Here is an 18,552-nt window from a genome sequence, read left to right as displayed (position 1 = left end):
CCTCAACCAGCCCGCTCTGACTGTGCTTGAAGTGGCGCGCATTATAGCTGCACAAGACCGCTTGGCAAGCGCTTTCTTTGAAGGAATTTTTGATGGCGCTTTTCAGCGAGAATCGTGCAAAGGCTGTTAACAAGCCGGGGGCACTAGCCCCTTTTTTCCACTGCAGGTGCGTCTGCAGCCCGGCTTCGCGAGCCTATTGCACCGGAACCTGGATTTTTCCCGACTTTTCCACTTACGGCCCAGGCCAGGAGCGCGAACCAGGCCACCCAGGAAAGCAGCGCGGGAATATTTGCCAGGCAAATCTTGCCAAAATTTCTGCGATTAAAAAAAAATGCAACGACACTTGGCAGAAACCACACCAGGAGAAACAAAACAATAAATATAACCCCCTTGGCAAGGCTGATTCCGCTAAAGACTTCCAGCATACTTGCGATTAATTGATCGAGATTCGTAAACATGTTCGACTGCGCCTTCTTTGAAGTTAAAATACTTTTATCAACAGTCTCCGTGTTTAAACTTTTCTTACAATGAATTTAAATACTTATTCTGCAGCCCCTCCAATGCGGCTTTCTCATGCGCGGTGCGCCGGTAAACATAGAGGCTGTAAATAACCATAAAGCCCGTAAGACCCAACAGTGTTAACATGGCTTTGTGTGGATCATGAATAAGGGGCGCAGGAGATTCGCCATAGAGGGAGGCCAGATGCCATCCCAAAATAATAACCGTTTGAACCAGCAGAAATAACCAGCAAAAGAGCACCTCGCGGCGTTTGCGCCGTAACCGCAGCAGGGCGAGATCTACATAGGCCCTAGCCGACTCCTCCAGCGGCACCCAAAGCCCACGGCGGTTAACGAGTGAAACTCCCATGGCCAGGGCCAGCATGGACAAGACAAAAACCAACCAAAGTGCGTTATCCGGCCGGTCTTTTGCCAGTATCGTTGTGACCGCATAAAATCCCATAGCGACGCCAAACAGCCATTCCGAGAGCATCACCAAGCGCATACGCCGCTCCTGGCGGCGCACCCAATGCAAAATGGCTGCCGGTATCACTGTTTGCACCGGCTGCTGCCGCCAGAGCCCCTGCAACGCCTGCCACTGGTTGTCGGAATCTGAGCCGTTCACTGTTCACCTCCTGCCATGCAAGCATTCAGTTGCGCTCGCGCGCGGTTGAGGCGCACAGCAACATTGGATTCACCGATCCCCAGCACTTCGGATATCTCCGCATAACTCAACCCCTCCAAACGCAGCGTCAAAGTCTGGCGCAGCCCCAGCGGCAACCTCTGAATCATACACACCAGACGTTCCCAGTCCCGCTGGGCGGCCAGGTGCTCGGCCGGGCCGGGCCGACTATCCTGCAGATTCAACAATTCTTCCTCGCCACTATGGTGGGGCTTGCGCCTGGATAGCTCAGTGACGCAGCGGTTGTGGGCAATGCGGTAGACAAACGTCTTGAGGCTGGCCTCGCCGCGAAATGCAGGCAGGGCCCGCCACAGACCCAGCCAGATTTCCTGCATCAGGTCTTCCCGTTCCGCAGCGGTACGCACATAGCTGCGCGCAACGCGGGAAACCCCCTCGGCGTAGGTCGCCAGTGCCTGTTGAAATAATTGATCCCGCCGTTCCACCGCCTGCTCCATTATCTACAGGGACTACTGTATCGGTGGCACAGAAAACATTACAAAATTGTGCCGGATGGATGCACTGTTTTACAGTGCTCTCACCGCTGCGCAAGACAATGGGTACACACGGGGCAGTTTGTACAACCCCCAATGCCACACCCTTGACTGGGTCTACACTTGCGGAATTTCACCGGGTGGCACCAAGTGTTGCCGGTGGGCACGCGCGGCTCCATTGGCCACCTGGAAGCCGAGGCGGGCGGCCGTGCGCGCGGCGTGGTCTTCAATATCGAAGTAGGGATTGAACTCTGCCATGTCCGCAAGGCAGACCTTATTAGAGTCCAGCACGGTATCCAGCAGTATTTCGAGCAGCTCAAGGGGCACGCCGCGGCCGGAGGGTGCGCTGACAGCGGGCATTACCGCTGCGGGCAGTACATCCAGGCACACGGTAAGATAGACAAAATCCACCCTGTGGATAAATGCACGAATTCGTGCCTGGACATTATCGAGATTCCGGCAATTGATTTCGCGGTCGCGAATCACCTCGGCACCCAGCGCATCCCCGCGGTTATACAGTGCCGGCGTATTGGCATTATCCGCTGCACCTACACACAGATAGTTGAAGGGGCGACCGTTGATTTCGCACTGTTCAGCGATTTGGTAAAAGGGGGTGCCGGAAGAGCCCTTGGGGGCGGGAATGCGCAAATCCAGGTGGGCATCGAAATTGATAATACCCAGAGTCTTTTCCCGATGCTGCTCGCGCATCCAGCGTGCGATGCCCTGATAGCTGCCGAAAGCTACCTCGTGGCCCCCGCCCAGCACCAGGGGGAAGTGGCCGTTGTCCAGCAACTCACTGATCCGCGCCCCCAGCAGGGATTGCCCTGACTCCAGGTCTTCCCGTTGCACACGCACATTACCAGCATCGTACAACGGCAGATCAAAGGTGGCGGGCAGATTGGCCATGGCCAGGCGCAGGATGCGCGGGCCCTTGGCCGCACCAATACGCCCTTTATTCCTCCGCACCCCCTCATCGGAGGCAAAGCCGAGAACGGCGATGCCGGGGGGATTGTCCAATTGCAGGGGCGAAATACGCTGGTGCCAGCGCTCTCCCGCACGGCCGTCCTCTGTGTCCGTGCGGCCGCTCCACAGGCGCATATCAGCCAGTTGTAACATCTCTGCCCCCCAGGAAAATCTGTGCGGGCTTCAATGCGCCCACTTCATAAGCCAGTTGATCCGGGGTATCCATCGGCCACAGCACCATATCCGCGCGCAACCCCACACGCAGCACGCCGCGGGAGCAGCAGAGCCCCAGCGCCCGTGCCGCTGCGCGGGTTACACCGGCCAACGCTTCGGCGGGTGTGAGGCCAAACAGGTTGCAGCCCATGTTCATCATCAGACGCAGTGAGGCAATCGGGCAACTGCCCGGGTTCAGGTCGGTGGACAGGGCCATATACACCCCGGCCTCGCGCAACCTGTCCACAGGGGGCACCTGGGTTTCGTGCAGTGTGTAAAAAGCCCCCGGCAACAAAACCGCTACCGTGCCGCTCTCGGCCATGGCCAGCACATCGGCATTGCTGATGAACTCAATATGATCCACCGAAAGTGCCCCGGCCGCAGCGGCCATGGCAGTGGCGCCGGTGCGGGCCAACTGCTCGGCATGCACCTTCACCGGCAGGTCGAGTTTCCCGGCGGCATCAATCACGCGCTGGCACTGATCCACCGAAAAACCAATGGTCTCGCAAAACATATCCACTGCGTCGGCCAGCTGCTCGCGCGCCACCGCCGGCAATATTTGCTCGCAGATCAGGTCAATGTATTCATCCGCGCGGCCATCGTACTCCGGCGGCAGGGCATGGGCCGCCAGGCAGCTGGTGACAACCTCCACCGGGTTGTGTCGGGCCAATCGACGGGCGGTGCGCAGCTGCTTGAGTTCGGTATCCAGGTCCAGGCCGTAACCGGATTTGATTTCCACCGTGGTGACCCCTTCGGACATCAGTGCCTGCAGGCGCGGTTCCGACAGGCGGTACAGCTGCTCGGCGCTGGCCGCCCGGGTGGCTCGCACCGTGGAAATAATGCCACCGCCGGCGCGGGCCACCGCTTCATAACTTTCCCCCCCCAGGCGGCGGGCAAACTCAGAGGCGCGGTGGCCACCGTATACCAGGTGCGTGTGGCAATCGATCAAACCCGGGGTCAACCACTGGCCTTCGCCATCAATGACTGTATCTGCAGCACAGTGCGGCAGTTCCCGGCGCGGTCCCAGCCAGACAACTTTGCCACCGGTCACCGCGACCGCGGCATCCTCGACGGCGCCGTAAGCTCCCGCCATGGAGGGGTCCATGGTAGCGGCATGAACATTGGTAATCAGCAAGTCACAGCGTTGTATCATAGGTGATTGAGCGGCGCGCTTTTCCTTTTTAAATCATAGATGGCCCGCCCGGAACCGGGTGGATTTCGGGTGAGCAGCATACAGGCCATGCCGCCGGCTTGACAGTCACCTTACCGGCTATCATAGTAGCTATCTTCTTTATTGTATATACAACCATATACAAGTTATGCAGCACGGCACCTAAGCCTATGAATCCCACAAGCGAGCCACGTTACGCCGCCATTAAACGCCACATCCGCCAACAGATAGAAAGCGGTGCATGGCCGGTACACTCCCAGGTGCCTTCGGAAAACCAGTTGGCGCAGGCGTTCAGCGTCAGCCGAATGACTGCGCGGCGCGCCCTCAGTGAACTGACCGATGCCCAGGTGTTGATGCGTGCTCAGGGACTCGGCACTTTTGTCGCCGAGCCGGTCCCCGCCGGTTCCCTACTGGAGGTACGCAATATTGCCGATGAGATTTCTGCGCGCGGGCACAGCTACAGCAATCGTATATTGCTGGCACAACAGAGCATGGCCAGCGCCGAGATAGCTCGCGCGCTGGGGCTGCCCGAGCAGGCAAAAGTGTTCCACTCCATTATTGTGCACTGCGATAACGAGGTGCCGATCCAGTGGGAGGAACGTTTTACCAACCCGGCTCTGGCACCGGAATATTTGCAACAGGATTTCGCCAGTACCACCCCCAACGCCTATCTTTCCAGGGTTGCGCCCTTAACAGAGGCAGACACCACCGTGGAGGCCATCGCGGCGGAAGCCGCCATCGCCTGTGCCCTGGAAATTTCCGCCGGCGAAGCCTGCCTGCAGGTATGGCGGCGCACCAAGAGCAGCGCGGGCACCGTGAGTTTTGCGCGTCTTGTGCATCCCGGCAACCGCTACCGCCTGGGGGCACAACTGCGCTTCTAGTGATGGACTAATCCCGAGCGCCCCGGAAAAAACCGGCACACCATCGCCGGGCGCGTACAGTTTTTACCAGATATTTTTTGCGAGGAAACCATGTCTACCGAGAAACGCCACGACCCCCGCCGCCATATCCGCGCACCCCGGGGCACAAAACTGAATGCCAAAAGCTGGCTGACCGAAGCGCCGCTGCGCATGCTGATGAACAACCTGGATGCGGAAGTGGCAGAGCGCCCGGAAGACCTGGTGGTGTACGGCGGTATCGGCCGCGCCGCCCGGGACTGGGTCTGCTTTGACAAAATTGTCGAGGTCTTAAAGCGTTTGGAAAACGACGAAACCCTGCTGGTGCAATCGGGCAAACCCGTAGGGGTATTCAAAACCCACGCCGATGCACCGCGTGTGCTGATCGCCAACTCCAACCTGGTGCCCCACTGGGCCACTTGGGAGCACTTTAACGCGCTGGATAAAAAGGGTCTGGCAATGTACGGCCAGATGACCGCTGGCTCATGGATCTATATTGGCTCCCAGGGCATTGTTCAGGGCACTTACGAAACCTTTGCCGCAGTTGCGCGCAAGCATTTCGATGGCATTGCCAGTGGTAAGTGGATTCTCACCGGCGGCCTCGGCGGTATGGGTGGCGCCCAGCCCCTGGCAGCAACCATGGCCGGTTTCTGTATGATTGCGGTGGAATGCGATGAAACTCGTATCGATTTCCGCCTGCGCACCGGCTATGTCGATAAAAAAGCCACCCGCCTGGACGAAGCCCTGCAGATGATCGAGGAGGCGCAGAAAAACAATCAGGCCCTTTCTGTTGGCCTGCTGGGTAATGCTGCGGATATTTTTCCGGCGCTGGTCCAACGCAATATCCTGCCGGATGTGGTGACCGACCAGACTTCCGCACACGATCCGTTAAATGGCTACCTGCCCAAAGGCTGGTCTCTGGAATACGCTGCTGAAATGCGTAAAAAAGACGAAGCGGCAGTCGTAAAGGCAGCCAAGCAGTCTATGGCCATTCAAGTCGAAGCCATGCTGGAACTGCATAAGCGCGGCGCCGCCACACTAGACTACGGTAACAATATTCGCCAGATGGCTCTCGAAGAAGGTGTTGAAAATGCCTTCGACTTCCCCGGCTTTGTGCCCGCCTATATTCGCCCGTTATTTTGCGAAGGGATCGGCCCTTTCCGCTGGGCGGCCCTGTCCGGCAACCCGGAAGATATTTACAAAACCGATGCCAAAATTAAAGAACTGATCCCCGACAACCCGCAGCTGCATAACTGGCTGGATATGGCCCGCGAGCGCATTCATTTCCAGGGGCTGCCCGCACGTATCTGCTGGGTGGGTCTCCAGGACCGCGCGCGCCTGGCGCTGGCGTTTAACGAGATGGTTGCCAGCGGCGAGTTGGAGGCTCCAGTTGTGATCGGCCGCGATCACCTGGACAGCGGCTCGGTGGCCAGCCCCAACCGCGAAACCGAAGCCATGCTGGACGACTCCGATGCCGTATCCGACTGGCCGCTTCTGAACGCTTTGCTGAACACGGCCTCCGGCGCCACCTGGGTGTCTATTCACCACGGTGGCGGTGTGGGTATGGGCTTTTCCCAACACGCCGGTGTTGTCATCGTGTGTGACGGTACCGAGGCCGCACACAGGCGCATTGAGCGCGTACTGTGGAACGATCCGGCCACCGGTGTGATGCGCCATGCCGATGCGGGTTACGATCGCGCCAAGCACTGTGCAAACGCCCAGGGCCTGGATCTGCCCATGGTAAGTGACTGATGTTTTCACGCAGTACACACGCGTACCGGCGCAACAATGGCGCACCCGGGCAACTTTTTTTCAGGTTGCAGTTTAACCGGCACTGCAGAGTAAATTTTAATTTTGGTGACTGAAGATATGTATCATCTGGAAATCGATCCCGGCCAATTGAGCCTGGCGCAATTGCGCCGGGTTGCGCGCGAGCCGGTTCGGCTCTCACTGGCGGAAGGTGCCTACCCCGCTATCAAAGCCGCCGCCCACACCGTCGCCCAGGTCATTACCGAGGGGCGCACCGTGTATGGCATCAACACCGGTTTTGGCCTGCTCGCCAATACGCGCATCGAAAAACACGATCTGGAAACACTGCAGCGCGCCATTGTACTGAGCCACGCCGCCGGCACCGGCAGCTTTATGAGTGAGGCGACCGTGCGTCTGCTGATGGTGTTGAAAATCAACTCACTCGCACGGGGTTTTTCCGGGGTGCGCCCACTGGTGATCGAGGCGCTAATGCAGCTGGTCAATGCCGGCATTTACCCGGCCATTCCGGAAAAAGGTTCCGTGGGGGCCTCCGGTGACCTGGCGCCGCTTGCCCATATGAGCGTGGTGTTGCTGGGAGAGGGCGAAGTCTTTATTCGCGGCGAGCGCAAGAGCGCGCGTGAGGGCCTGCAGCGCGCCGGCCTGGAGCCCATTACCCTGGCCCCGAAAGAGGGGCTGGCCCTACTGAACGGCACCCAGGCCTCCACCGCGTTTGCCCTGCTCGGCCTGTTTGCCAGCGAAGACCTGTTTGCGGGTGCGCTGGTGGCCGGCGCCATCACGCTGGAGGCCGCCCAGGGTTCACGCCGCCCCTTTGACGACCGCATCCACGCCGCTCGCGGCCAGCGGGCACAGCGGGATGTCGCAACCGCTTATCGGAACCTGCTGGGCGAGCGCAGCCAGATCGGCGACTCGCACCTGTCCTGCGAAAAGGTACAGGACCCCTATTCCCTGCGCTGCCAACCTCAGGTCATGGGGGCGTGCCTGCAGCAGATGCGCTTTGCCGCAGAGGTTTTACTGGCCGAAGCCAACGGGGTATCCGACAATCCATTGGTGTTCACCGACGAGGAAAACCCGGAAAACGCCGATATTATTTCCGGCGGCAACTTCCATGCGGAGCCCGTGGCCATGGTGGCCGACAACCTGGCGCTGGCACTGGCGGAAATCGGCGCCCTATCGGAGCGTCGCATGGCACTGTTGATCGATAGCAGCCTGTCGGGCCTGCCGCCTTTTCTGGTGGAGAATGGCGGGGTCAACTCTGGCTTTATGATCGCCCAGGTGACCGCTGCGGCGCTGGCCAGCGAGAATAAATCCCTGGCGCACCCCGCCAGCGTGGACTCCCTGCCCACTTCCGCCAACCAGGAGGACCATGTTTCCATGGCCACCTTTGCCGCTCGCCGCCTGCGCGACATGGCCGATAACACCTGCGGTATCCTCGCGGTGGAAATGCTGGCCGGCTGCCAGGGCCTGGATTTTCGCGCCCCATTGAAAACCACGAAAAAACTCGAAGAAGCCAAGGCAAAACTCCGTGAGCGCGTGCCCTTTTACGACAAAGACCGCTATTTTGCCCCGGATATTGAAGAGTCCAAGCAGCTCTTCAGGCAGGGTATTTACCTGCAATTCATTGCTTCCACACTGCTGCCCAGCGGGTCTTAAGCACCCACTGGTGCGCTTTGCTTTGATGTGTTATTCATCCAGGAGAACAGGGGTCTTCCCGTTCTCCCTGTATTTCGTGATGCGCTTATTGGTCTGCCACCGGGCCAGACCTTATTCTTTCAGGCACTGAGCCTTCGGCAAGGTTTGAGCCGATTCCCCTCCACCCTATACCAATCCTATCGACCACTGGAACGTGGTAGAACATTTTTTGTACCTTGTGATGAATTTTGCGCCAAAAGTGCTAGGCTGAATAATAGAAGTCTCACCTGTCAACAGGCGTGGAGGTCTCGATGAAACCACTCCCCAGGCGGTTGCTTGGTGGCTATGGGTTGGCCATTACCGCGGGACTCTCCCTGTCGGCCTGTAGCGGCACTGGTGCTCCCTGCGCAACCGGCTACCCAGATAGTTATTACAGCTGCAACACTTATTACCATTCACACAACCGCCACGCCTACCCCAACGGTGCATGCCGCAATACGCAAAATAGGGGCGACAACACCCATCGTCGGGGCCCCCCTCGGGCGCGCTACAGGGGCTACCCACTTGATCTGCCCGATCCACCTCTGCGCGCCAGACCTTATTGATCATGCAATTCTGTGTCTGCCTGGCTGGCACACAAAAGGGGCTTGGCCCCACCGGCAAAGCCTCTCGGGGGGAAATTTCGCTTACCGGAGATTGCACTTATGAATAGAGTTGCTAAGACGGCGATCATCGCCACCACGGTATGCGCAGCCCTCACTCTGGGCGCCTGCGCTACCGATGGCTACTACTACACCTCCTCTTATAGTTACCCTTACGGTACCCCCAATTACTATCCATCGAGCAACGTTTATCTCTCCTACCGGACACCGGTTTACCAGTACTACCGGTCCACACCACGCTACCGCTACTATTATGCTGGCGCCTATCCCTATTACCGCGCTTTGCCCGCCTATCGCGGCAACGCCCGCTACCGGGCCAGGCACTATTACCGCGGGCTGCCCTACTACAACCGTTTCTACTCTCCCCGATCATCCCACCTGCGCTACCGCGCTTACCATCGCGGGTATCGCGGCTATCATGGGCACCGTGGATATCGCGGCTACCGGGGCCATCACGGACACCATCACCACGCAAGGCACTAGCTATCCGAGTTACCAAACCCCCACCAGTGCGTATCCGCAGTGGTGGGGGTGCCAACAAAACAATGAGGGGCCATGGGCGAAAAAAGTTCTTCGCAAGAAAGCCAATACCGGGGGATTGCGGTCCGATTCGCCGTTTTTTCGCAGCCGTCTGCTCCATTCAGACTTGTCTCTGCCTGACCTGACAAGATTCACCGCCGGGTCGATAACCCGGTGCTCAATCCCTTAGCCTCTCCCAGCCATACACGCGTCAACAGGGTATGCAGCCTCTGTCCGCTTGTCAGAATGCGCGCGGCGATACATGGCCCCGAGCTGTCGCAGTCTCTGCGCTCTTTCAACCGTATCCAATGCCCCCAGGCGCTGGGCAGCAGTGTAAAAGGCTTCCCAGCTGCCACTTTCACGATACAGCTGGCGAAAGGCCGGCACCTGGGATTCATACTCGGCGGCCAGCGCCAGGGTGGCGTTATTGGTTTTTTCTATATACACCCGATAGCGTTCAGGATTGGGCCAGTTGGCAGCTATTGTTCGATAACACCGGCGCAGGCGTTTGAGCACCTGCGCTTTCTGCTCCCGCTTGAAATCGACCGGTTCCGAGGTGTGGTAAATGGACTCCAGCTGCCGGCGCGCCGTCACCATCAGTTCTCGCACGGCCATTGTCTCGGTACGCAACTCAGCGGCGGAACTGGTCAACCCCTGACTTTTAAGCCAATCTGGCACGGCAATTTCCGAAACCGCCGTGGCAAAGCTTTCATTGAACTGGGTATCCCCGGCAATATACACGCGTCGATGTGCCAGTTCGTGAAACAACAGTCCTGCCAGTCGCTCCGGGGACCAGTTCACAAAGCTCGACAACGCCGGGTCATCGAACCAGCCGAGGGTACTGTAGGCGGGTACTGCGCCCAAATATACATCATACCCCTGTGCGCGCAGTTGATCGGCCTTGGCCACGGCAGCGGATTTGCGGAAATAGCCCCGGTAGCTGGCGCAGCCCGCTATGGGATAACACCAACGCTTGGGGGCAAGAGAAAATTCAGGGGCAGCAAGCACATTCCAGATGGGGTAATCACTGTCAAGGGCCACATAGGAACCGTAGGCTTCGCCCACGGGCAGCCGCAACTCCCGCGCAGCGTAGGCCCGTATTTCCTGTATCAAGCGCAACTGCGCAAGCAGACGCTCGTCGGTGCCGGGCTCTTCAAGCAACGCCTCGATCGACTGCCGGGCGGAGAGGATACGCCACTGGCCGGCGGCGGCCTGTGTGTAGTAACCAACAGTTTCACAGCCACTCAGTAGCCAAGATGCAGCGATCAGTGCCCAGGCACGAAAAGCTCCAGAACACTCTGGCAATTTCGGGATGGCAATACTGATATACACTCTTTTTCCTGCTTGCGTTTTTCGGAGACGTTGAAACCTGCGCATCCATTTTCCGCCCGATCACGGGTCTCCAAAGGGTATAGCATGGTACCGCTCAACGCAGCCCTGACGGTCTTTGCACTGGTGTTCGCCGCCATTGCCTGGTTGCGGCTGCTGCGCATCGGCTTTGCCGATGGCAATCTGAGCGGATTGCTGGCCCTGTTTATACCACCACTGGCGCTGTTATTGCTCCTGCCCCGTTGGCGCGAGGAGACAGACCTGTTCCTGCTGGTGGGCGCTTCCTGCGGCAGCCTGCTGCTGGGGCAGTGGTTGCAGTGAATCCTTGTGTCGGGGAAAACCACACCCCGGTTGATTCAGGTCAAGGAACCCACCCACCCAGGCCATACACTGGATGGGTGAGAAATTGGCATAGGAGAGAGAGATGGGGGCTTTAGTGGATCTATTTACCAGCTTTTCCGGCCTGCTCAGCCTGGCCGTCATCGGGTTCATGCTCCTTATGGCGGTTTTCCTGTTCCGCTGGGTTAACAACAATGTGGAAAAGGCAGTGGCAGAGCAGGAAAATAGGGCACAGGACTCTAAACCCAGTCTGGACAAGCAGGCTGACACCGCTATGTCTCTCTGAGGCTAAGATCCCAACCTAACCGGTGCCGTGGTTGCAATGAATTGCGGGCCTATAACCCTGGCAATTCTCGCCACAGCATTTAAAGAGCCGGAGGCCCGCTCAAACAAGACTCACTATGCCACTTCATTCTCGGCGTCAATGAGCGGGGGCAGAAGCGTATGTTGCACATGCTATTTAACTACGAAGAAGAACTGGCGCCGACTGCGAGGCTTTAATGACCTGGCCAGGGTCAATGCCGACACCAAATTTAATGATGGAGAGGACGTTTAAAAGGTCAAACAATGCGTTATTTGACTAGTTTCCTGAACTCCACTATTGACAATAATTCCCCGGAAAAAGCTGGTCCAGCTTACGTTTGACCAAAGAGCATGAATGACAACCAGTCCCCGGCCTGCTCGAGCGCATCGCAAACTACTGGAATACTATCCTGCCAAGACAGATTGTCGACGCAAACTTCGGACTAAACTCTGAATCTATACAGTTTTTTAGAAAAAATAACCTGACACGAGGGGGATTGCGCTCAGCGTCGCCGTTAGTTTGACGGGAAATAGAATTGTTCCGAAAAAGCGCGTAAATACAGCACTTCACAAATGATGGTATATTCCGGGATAGTGGTCTCGGTGACCACTATCCTATTTTGTACGATTGTATCAAGCTTGTGTCATCATCTGACTTTGAAAGAGATTTTTGTGGATGAACGCAGAATTGCTGCCCGGAGCGTAATCAGGATAATAGTGGTCACGGCGACCACAATATAAATGTTATATGAAGGAACCATTCATGAATCAAGCTTATATTTTTATTGCTCTATTATTTTCTACTCTAAGTGTGAGTGGCAATAGTCATGGGCAAAATGAATTTCCAGCCCTCGAAGGTCCCTATATGGGGCAAAAGCCACCTGGTATGGTGGCAGAACCGTTTGCACCGGGTATTATTTCCAAAGAAGGTTGGGAGCTTGAAGGCGTGTTTGCACCCGGCATGAAAGAATTTTACTTCACCCGAGACCTCGGTGAGTATACAAACTACAACGCTAACAACTTTCGCCCGACCGTTATCGGCTTCCGGCAGGAAAACAATATCTGGATTAAGTATCTGGAATTTCCGCGTCAAGGTGAAATCGTATTCTCACCTGATGGTGGACGCATGCACATGGCGAAAGGCTACAAAGATCGCACTGGCGATGGATGGTCAGAGCGCAAAAGCCTTGGCCCCATGCTTGACCGGGAAGACTGGGGTATTATGCGCTTGTCGGCCTCCTCAAAAGGCACCTATGTTTTTGACGATTTCAAAAATAAAGCAATCCACATCTCAACAGTCAAGGACGGCAAGCACCAGGAACCCATTAAAATGGGGCCGATAGTCAACTCCGGGAAATTGACAGCCCACCCATTTATCGCGCCTGACGAAAGCTATCTTATTTGGGATAGCGAGCGGGAAGGTGGCTATGGAGAATCTGATCTTTATATTAGTTTCAGGCAAAAAGATGGCTCATGGGGCCCTGCCATCAATATGGGCGACAAGGTCAATTCCGAAAAGGGGGATACCTATGCGAGCGTCACCCCAGATGGCAAATACATACTCTTCAACAGAAAGATAGATAACAATGGTGACAATCTGGATATCTATTGGGTGGATGCAAAAATTATTGAGAATCTTAGGCCGAAACAGTAATCCCTATTTATTATCAATGTAACATGCTTAGATACAAAGCCAAAAACAGTCAATATCGTAAAATTTGATGAAAAACCGGGAAAGAATTCTGATAAAATTGAACATCAGAGCAAAAATACATATCAAACGGCAGCAAGCTGACCTCGGGTCACCGTCACTTTTTGCGCAAAATTCTGCATAAAAGCGCCAGCAGTCTCCGGTAGTTGTGCCTGGCGTTATGGCTAATAGCATGAGAGCAATAATTTTTGTAATTTACGTCATTTTGATTTCGGCTTGCTACCCAATCAATAAAACAATTCAGCCTCACGCTGAAATAGTGGTCGTTGATGAGAGGGGAAATCCGGTTTGTGATGCTGTCGTCACTTTGATTGCTGGTGCTTATCCATACGGTGAAGAGAGAACCCGGATGAGCATAAAGACTGATGACAGTGGAAAGGCCATAACAAGCGACTGTAATGTCACGCAGCTAGTTTGACATCACGCCCTTCCCAGTAGGTGCTATTTCTTACCATCGCAGTTAACACTACAATTATCTTCCTCATACTGGCGACTTTTCTGTGTTTACCCTCGTTGACCGAGCGGCTATAAAAATTCCGGATAATCGGATTGTGAATTGTCGCGGAGAGTGTCGATATTGAAAGGTGCAACTCCGACTAAGGCAGCTATCTCTTTAGGGCATCTCTATCAATCCACATAAAACTGCATAATTCAGTGCCCCCTGTGTTTCCCTTTTTTATCGAGCATAATTTTATTGAAAGTTGCAAAAAACCTGTATTTGATGGGTTTCAGGGTATTTTGGCCTGTTTTGAGCAAGCTTTCTCATATGTCTCATGCAGCGGGCGCACGTCGACCTTGCGAGCTTACCAATCGACACATGCTGTACACCAAATTCATGATACTCCAATTCCCCGAGTTGAACTTTATATACGATTTCTATTCGTCGGCTCACAGGTTTCCGCTCGGGCTTTCTCCAGACAACCCCTCGCGGGGTTGTCCTTGCCGTCGGCTAGTATTATGATCACCGGTAACCCAGTGAGTGGGCTCTCTTACAGAGGACGTTCACTTCACTAGCTCATGCTGGGCGTACACAAAGCCAGGCACAATCCCCCCACTTCGTGGCCTGGACCTCCACAATGCGTGCCCCACGCCTGTACTGGCGACGTTATATTTTAGAAGGGATATCGAATTGAAACTTAAAATAATAGTACTTGGGGCCGCACTGTTGGCAGCTACATGTAGTTTCGCAAGTGATAAGATAGAGCGTAAAATGTACAATCCTTGGGAATCTGAAATTGGGTATTCTCAAGTGGTTAAAGCAGGTAATACCGTATATATTTCTGGGATAGCTAGTAATAAAGCTACACTGGAAAAGCAAGTGGAAGAGATATATCAAATTATTCAAAATACTCTTAAGGATAACGGTCTGGGCATGGATTCAGTGGTCAAGCAAGTAATTTATACCACTGACATTGAGGCCTATAAAAAACTTGGTGCGGTTAGAAAACAGTACTTCAATGAAGGCGAATATCCTAGCTCGACTTTAGTACAAGTTGAAAGGCTTTATAGTCCTAGTCATCTAGTTGAAATCGAAATCGAGGCCTACGTAGAAAAAATATAATCGGGCAAAGAGAGAGTGTCAATAATTCTGTGTAACCGCCCCTGCCAGTTCCTTTTTGATAATCGGTGAGGCGATCGCCGAATTCGATCATAATACGGTTCAGTGCCGGCTTCCAGTTGCGGATCGGCATCGTCCATTTTTTCGCAGCGGCTTGCATCGCCAAGTACACCACTTTCATCGCAGAGTCATTCGAGGGGAACACCTTGCGTTGCCTGGTTGCTTTCCGGATAACGCTATTCAGTGGCTCAACGGGGTTGGTGGTATAGATTCCTTTTGGGATATCCTCCTAAGGTAATGATATCTCACTCTTTGTTTAATGTTCGGGCCTTCCCTCTCTCCAGCTCCCTACCGGTTCCAGGTACTATGCCCTCTGCTGACTGCTGCACCATTACCGCGCGGGTTTCCCCTCGTGGCGCTGGGGTCGCTTCCCGCCTGTAGCGCAGACCTCCCCAGATAAGAACATGGACTGTCGCTGCACCACCGCCGTATTGTCCCTGTAGTTGACCACTACACCCTACTCCTCGAACCTGTGGACTTGGTTACCTTGTGCTAACTCGTCCCCGGAGCTGGGCTTTATTTACGATTTCTGTTCGTCGGCTCACAGATTTGCGCTCGGCCTTCCTCCAGACCACCCCTCGCGGGGTTGCCCTTGCCGTCGGCTAGTAGTTATGATCACCGGTGAGCAGGCTCTTATACAGAGGACTTTCACCTCATTAGTTTCTGCCCATGCTGGGCGTACACAAACCAATGCAGCAGGCAACCAACACTCCGCTTACTTTGTGGTGCTCGCTGCGCTCACAAATTAACACAAAGTAAGCTCCATGCCGGCTGCAGCTGATTGGGGCGTTATGTTTCATTTTTCAAGAACTGTGAGATGCCAAATTAATGACAAGCTCGTACCGCATTGTACTGATTTTTCTGGGTTTGACTGTATGCCTATACCCCCTGGGTTTATGGCTGCTAGTGAGACTGCAAAGCGCAAGCCCGCTGATGCTCACAGTCGGGCTTGCTGCGATCGGCGCCTGTCTTATCTGCCGGCGCAGTCTCGGATCTCTGGGTTGGGGCTGGGGAAGTTGGAAATATCAATGGGTTAGCTATCTCATTCCGTTGGCCTACTGCTCAATCGCTTATGCTGTTATCTGGGGGCTTGGTCTAGGCAATTGGTACGATCAGAGTTTCGTTGAGGCGTTGCGAAGTGGATATCAGGTCGAGCAGTGGACAGACGGGGCAATCATTGCATTTCGCTTCGCAGTAACAGCCACTGTGAGCTTCGCGCTCCTATTGCCCGGTGTTTTCGGCGAGGAAATGGGGTGGCGTGGGTTGCTCGCGCCGGAACTCTCCAAGAGTCTGAGTTTCTCGCAAGTATCCCTGATAAGCGGATTGATTTGGGCCGTCTGGCACTGGCCTGTCATGCTCTTGGGGTTCTACAATAATCCAGAGGTTCCCATTGGCTATCAGGTGATGTTCTTTTCGTTGTGCATTTTGTCTATGTCGGTTGTGATGACCTATATCCGATATCAAACAAGCAGCCTGTGGCCCGCAGTAGTTTTCCACATGAGCCACAATGCCTTCTTGCAGAAGTTCTTCACGCCCATCACAGGAAGCACTTCAAGCTCAGCTTGGTTTGTAGACGAGTTTGGCGCTGTTCTGCCTTTAGTGGTGGGTATCATTGCCGTGTTTTTTTGGAGAAGGGGAGTCTGTAAATTTGATGGGAGTAAAACATAATCAGGCCATTCTGGCGGACGGCTTCTGCAACGCGCTTCACGCGAAATAAACCTGCGCCCCAAGCTCCTTAGTAATTTTTTCGTGATAGGCAAACTCTTTACCATTGTCCGCCGTGATCGTATGCAATGCCGCCGTATACGGCTTCAGCAGAGCTATAGTGGCCTCTGTCACCGCCTCTGCACTTTTGTTCTCCACTTGTGCAGATAAGGTAAACTGCGTTACGCGCTCTACAATAGTCACCAGAGCGCCGCTATGTCCCCTGCCAATGACGGTATCAATTTCCCAGTCACCAACCCGACTCTTCGCATCTACCTCCACCGGGCGCTCATCGATACTTATACGGTTCCTGATTTGGCCGCGATTGGTTTTACCATTGCTTCGCTTGTGATACTTTCTACCGTGCCGCCGGAGGTTCATGAACAGTTCTCCACCCCTCGCCTTGTCGGTCCACACATGTTGATAGATGCACTCATGGCTCAACAGTATCAAGTGCTCCTTGAGCAGCCAGCCTGAGATTTGCTCCGGGCTCCATTTTTCAGCAAGCTTATCCTCGATTAGGTTTGTCAGCTCTGGGATCATCTTTGTTGCTTTTCTGGCCTCTTCACGACTCATGAGCGCAAACTTCTGGGCTTACTTGTTCCGATACCCGCGCTGACCACTATTCTGCGCTACCTCCCTCAACATCGTTAATTGGCTCACACCTACAGCCGTTGCAGTCTCTGCTTGTGAAAAATTGCTTTTCTTGAACGCCTCAATCTGGCATCTTTGCTCATAGGATAGTTACCTGTAGTGTCTCATTGCATATCTCTTGCCGGAGAAAAAGCACGAAGCCTACGATCAACTGGCCGCCTTTTCTCGCCCCATTAAGATACACACTTACAAGTTGAATCTGGGTTGACATTTGCTCTAACTTAAAATAATTTAATATTTCGTATCACAGTACGCAACAATAATTTTACAAGGAAAGAAAATGAATATGAAAATAAGTCCTATCTTGGCAGCACCTTTAATAACATCACTTGCCTACGGTGAAATTCTTAATACGCAGCTTATTAGTGAAATTAATTTCCCAGATCCTCAATTTGAATCTTGTATTTTAGGCCATGGGGCGACCTACATTAAAGATTTAAAATCGTTAAGCTGTATAAAAATGGATATTTCCAGCACAATAGGTATAGAGAAATTAACTGCATTGGAGTCTATTTCTTTTCATTCTAATCAAATAGAAATAATTGATGTAAGTAATAATACTGAGCTAGTAGAACTATCTATAACCTCTAATCAGCTGACTGAAATTGATTTATCTAAGAACCCTAAGCTGGAATTTGTTAATCTCTTTAATAATGAGATTAGAGATATTGATTTACACGGAAAAACAGCACTAAAGGAAGTTATTCTTTATTACAACAAATTGACTGGAGTTAACCTAAAAGACAACCCTTTATTAGAAAACGCTGTACTTTCACATAATCAGCTGAATCTGGTAAATATCAGCAATAACTCTAACCTCAAATATCTTTCTTTAGATTCTAACGAACTGGAAAGTATAGATCTAACAACAAATCCATCGCTAATAAATATTTCTCTTGACTACAACAACTTAACCGAAATAGATGTAAGCGGAAACTTTAATGTCTGGGAGCTTTACCTTACGAATAATAAATTAACTGAGCTAGATGTATCAAACAATTTGGAGCTGAAACGTCTTGCCATTCAAAACAATGAACTTACATGTGAAAATATTCTAGAGATAGAGACAATCATCCCAAAAGCTATTATCTCAAGTGATACTGGTTGTCGTTAGAGGGCAGCAGAGAGTTACTAGTAAAGTAGGAGGGAAGAATATCCCTCTGCCAGGATCGTACGAGGCATGGATGCCGATTACGAGCGTACAAGGATGTATTCACAGCGTATCCTGGGAGAGGGGTATTCTTTCCTTCCCACCCGGTAGTATGTAGCATCAGTTGTCAACGCACGGCTACAAAAAGCAGAGGACCGACTCGGCAGCTCAAACGCTTGAAATACAGGCCATTCCAGGCCGTTTTGCCGATTTTTTAAACACGGCAAGTAATAGGCCTTGGGAGCTAGGCT

The 18,552-nt window shown here is 53.6% G+C and carries 18 protein-coding genes and 2 pseudogenes; 12 read left to right on the top strand and 8 right to left on the bottom strand.

What is annotated here, in order from left to right:
* Positions 1-143: 143 nt before the first annotated feature.
* The 5 genes from Q1A48_RS11345 to hutI all read right to left on the bottom strand — a co-directional run bounded on the left by Q1A48_RS11345 (position 144) and on the right by hutI (position 3,999).
* A complete protein-coding gene (locus Q1A48_RS11345; RefSeq protein ID WP_299944800.1) occupies positions 144-425 on the bottom strand; it encodes a superinfection immunity protein in 282 nt (93 codons plus the stop codon).
* Positions 426-522: 97 nt separating this feature from the next.
* Positions 523-1,122 (bottom strand): hypothetical protein, encoded by a 600-nt coding sequence (locus tag Q1A48_RS11340; protein WP_299944794.1) that lies wholly within the window; start codon positions 1,120-1,122, stop codon positions 523-525.
* A complete protein-coding gene (locus Q1A48_RS11335; protein ID WP_299944792.1) occupies positions 1,119-1,622 on the bottom strand; it encodes a sigma-70 family RNA polymerase sigma factor in 504 nt (167 codons plus the stop codon). Before Q1A48_RS11335 ends, Q1A48_RS11340 begins: the two co-directional genes overlap by 4 nt.
* A 165-nt stretch (positions 1,623-1,787) precedes the next feature.
* Positions 1,788-2,786, bottom strand: coding sequence for a formimidoylglutamase (hutG, locus tag Q1A48_RS11330; protein ID WP_299944790.1), 999 nt, complete (start codon positions 2,784-2,786; stop codon positions 1,788-1,790).
* Positions 2,770-3,999, bottom strand: a complete 1,230-nt coding sequence (hutI, locus tag Q1A48_RS11325; protein ID WP_299944788.1) for an imidazolonepropionase — start codon at positions 3,997-3,999, stop codon at positions 2,770-2,772. Before hutI ends, hutG begins: the two co-directional genes overlap by 17 nt.
* 188 nt (positions 4,000-4,187) lie before the next feature.
* On the opposite strand from hutI, the gene hutC reads away from it, so the two are divergent.
* The 5 genes from hutC (at position 4,188) to Q1A48_RS11300 (ending at position 9,457) form a co-directional block, all read left to right on the top strand.
* Positions 4,188-4,898, top strand: a complete 711-nt coding sequence (gene hutC / locus Q1A48_RS11320) for a histidine utilization repressor (RefSeq protein WP_299944786.1) — start codon at positions 4,188-4,190, stop codon at positions 4,896-4,898.
* A 90-nt stretch (positions 4,899-4,988) separates the two neighbouring features.
* Entirely contained in the window at positions 4,989-6,665 is a 1,677-nt protein-coding gene (hutU, locus tag Q1A48_RS11315) for a urocanate hydratase (protein WP_299944785.1), read from the top strand.
* Positions 6,666-6,782: 117 nt separating this feature from the next.
* Complete coding sequence (gene hutH, locus Q1A48_RS11310) at positions 6,783-8,333, top strand: histidine ammonia-lyase (protein WP_299944783.1); 1,551 nt, start codon at positions 6,783-6,785, stop codon at positions 8,331-8,333.
* Between the two features lie 290 nt (positions 8,334-8,623).
* Positions 8,624-8,917 carry a hypothetical protein gene (locus Q1A48_RS11305; protein ID WP_299944781.1) on the top strand — a complete coding sequence of 98 codons (294 nt, stop codon included), beginning with the start codon at positions 8,624-8,626 and terminating at the stop codon, positions 8,915-8,917.
* 99 nt (positions 8,918-9,016) lie between these two features.
* Positions 9,017-9,457, top strand: a complete 441-nt coding sequence (locus Q1A48_RS11300; RefSeq protein WP_299944779.1) for a hypothetical protein — start codon at positions 9,017-9,019, stop codon at positions 9,455-9,457.
* A 222-nt stretch (positions 9,458-9,679) separates the two neighbouring features.
* On the opposite strand, the gene Q1A48_RS11295 is transcribed toward Q1A48_RS11300, so the two are convergent.
* Positions 9,680-10,825, bottom strand: a complete 1,146-nt coding sequence (locus tag Q1A48_RS11295) for an aminopeptidase (protein WP_299944777.1) — start codon at positions 10,823-10,825, stop codon at positions 9,680-9,682.
* An 84-nt stretch (positions 10,826-10,909) separates the two neighbouring features.
* Between Q1A48_RS11295 and Q1A48_RS11290 the strand changes: the two genes are divergently transcribed.
* The 5 genes from Q1A48_RS11290 to Q1A48_RS11270 all read left to right on the top strand — a co-directional run bounded on the left by Q1A48_RS11290 (position 10,910) and on the right by Q1A48_RS11270 (position 14,736).
* Positions 10,910-11,143, top strand: a complete 234-nt coding sequence (locus Q1A48_RS11290) for a hypothetical protein (RefSeq protein ID WP_299944776.1) — start codon at positions 10,910-10,912, stop codon at positions 11,141-11,143.
* A 103-nt stretch (positions 11,144-11,246) separates the two neighbouring features.
* Entirely contained in the window at positions 11,247-11,447 is a 201-nt protein-coding gene (locus Q1A48_RS11285; protein ID WP_299944774.1) for a DUF3149 domain-containing protein, read from the top strand.
* Positions 11,448-12,227: 780 nt separating this feature from the next.
* Positions 12,228-13,118 (top strand): hypothetical protein, encoded by an 891-nt coding sequence (locus tag Q1A48_RS11280; RefSeq protein WP_299944773.1) that lies wholly within the window; start codon positions 12,228-12,230, stop codon positions 13,116-13,118.
* 229 nt (positions 13,119-13,347) lie between these two features.
* A complete protein-coding gene (locus Q1A48_RS11275) occupies positions 13,348-13,593 on the top strand; it encodes a hypothetical protein (protein ID WP_299944767.1) in 246 nt (81 codons plus the stop codon).
* Between the two features lie 711 nt (positions 13,594-14,304).
* The gene (locus Q1A48_RS11270) at positions 14,305-14,736 is read left to right on the top strand and encodes a RidA family protein (protein ID WP_299944765.1); all 432 of its coding nucleotides are present in this window, start codon (positions 14,305-14,307) and stop codon (positions 14,734-14,736) included.
* A gap of 67 nt (positions 14,737-14,803) precedes the next feature.
* On the opposite strand, the pseudogene Q1A48_RS11265 reads toward Q1A48_RS11270, so the two are convergent.
* Positions 14,804-15,019 (bottom strand): annotated as a pseudogene (locus Q1A48_RS11265) (transposase); the annotation flags it as partial.
* Between the two features lie 680 nt (positions 15,020-15,699).
* On the opposite strand from Q1A48_RS11265, the gene Q1A48_RS11260 reads away from it, so the two are divergent.
* The gene (locus tag Q1A48_RS11260) at positions 15,700-16,461 is read left to right on the top strand and encodes a CPBP family intramembrane glutamic endopeptidase (RefSeq protein WP_299944763.1); all 762 of its coding nucleotides are present in this window, start codon (positions 15,700-15,702) and stop codon (positions 16,459-16,461) included.
* Positions 16,462-16,497: 36 nt separating this feature from the next.
* Here Q1A48_RS11260 and Q1A48_RS11255 read toward each other — a convergent pair.
* A pseudogene (locus Q1A48_RS11255) lies at positions 16,498-17,079 on the bottom strand (IS30 family transposase); the annotation flags it as partial.
* Positions 17,080-17,431: 352 nt separating this feature from the next.
* Between Q1A48_RS11255 and Q1A48_RS11250 the strand changes: the two are divergent.
* Positions 17,432-18,265: a hypothetical protein gene (locus tag Q1A48_RS11250; protein WP_299944761.1), complete on the top strand. Its 834-nt coding sequence runs from the start codon at positions 17,432-17,434 to the stop codon at positions 18,263-18,265.
* The last annotated feature ends 287 nt before the right edge of the window (positions 18,266-18,552 follow it).

The sequence above is a fragment of the uncultured Microbulbifer sp. genome, assembly GCF_947489355.1.
In the GTDB taxonomy this organism is placed as follows: Bacteria; Pseudomonadota; Gammaproteobacteria; order Pseudomonadales; family Cellvibrionaceae; genus Microbulbifer.
This window is presented reverse-complemented; position numbering and strand designations above follow the sequence as displayed.

Bases quoted from the DNA above. Each gene is read 5' to 3' on its own strand.
- Q1A48_RS11345 (WP_299944800.1), bottom strand. From the start codon at position 425: ATGCTGGAAGTCTTTAGCGGAATCAGCCTTGCCAAGGGGGTTATATTT.
- hutG (WP_299944790.1), bottom strand. From the start codon at position 2,786: ATGTTACAACTGGCTGATATGCGCCTGTGGAGCGGCCGCACGGACACA.
- hutI (WP_299944788.1), bottom strand. From the start codon at position 3,999: ATGATACAACGCTGTGACTTGCTGATTACCAATGTTCATGCCGCTACC.
- hutC (WP_299944786.1), top strand. From the start codon at position 4,188: ATGAATCCCACAAGCGAGCCACGTTACGCCGCCATTAAACGCCACATC.
- hutU (WP_299944785.1), top strand. From the start codon at position 4,989: ATGTCTACCGAGAAACGCCACGACCCCCGCCGCCATATCCGCGCACCC.
- hutH (WP_299944783.1), top strand. From the start codon at position 6,783: ATGTATCATCTGGAAATCGATCCCGGCCAATTGAGCCTGGCGCAATTG.
- Q1A48_RS11305 (WP_299944781.1), top strand. From the start codon at position 8,624: ATGAAACCACTCCCCAGGCGGTTGCTTGGTGGCTATGGGTTGGCCATT.
- Q1A48_RS11300 (WP_299944779.1), top strand. From the start codon at position 9,017: ATGAATAGAGTTGCTAAGACGGCGATCATCGCCACCACGGTATGCGCA.
- Q1A48_RS11290 (WP_299944776.1), top strand. From the start codon at position 10,910: ATGGTACCGCTCAACGCAGCCCTGACGGTCTTTGCACTGGTGTTCGCC.
- Q1A48_RS11285 (WP_299944774.1), top strand. From the start codon at position 11,247: ATGGGGGCTTTAGTGGATCTATTTACCAGCTTTTCCGGCCTGCTCAGC.
- Q1A48_RS11280 (WP_299944773.1), top strand. From the start codon at position 12,228: ATGAATCAAGCTTATATTTTTATTGCTCTATTATTTTCTACTCTAAGT.
- Q1A48_RS11275 (WP_299944767.1), top strand. From the start codon at position 13,348: ATGAGAGCAATAATTTTTGTAATTTACGTCATTTTGATTTCGGCTTGC.
- Q1A48_RS11250 (WP_299944761.1), top strand. From the start codon at position 17,432: ATGAATATGAAAATAAGTCCTATCTTGGCAGCACCTTTAATAACATCA.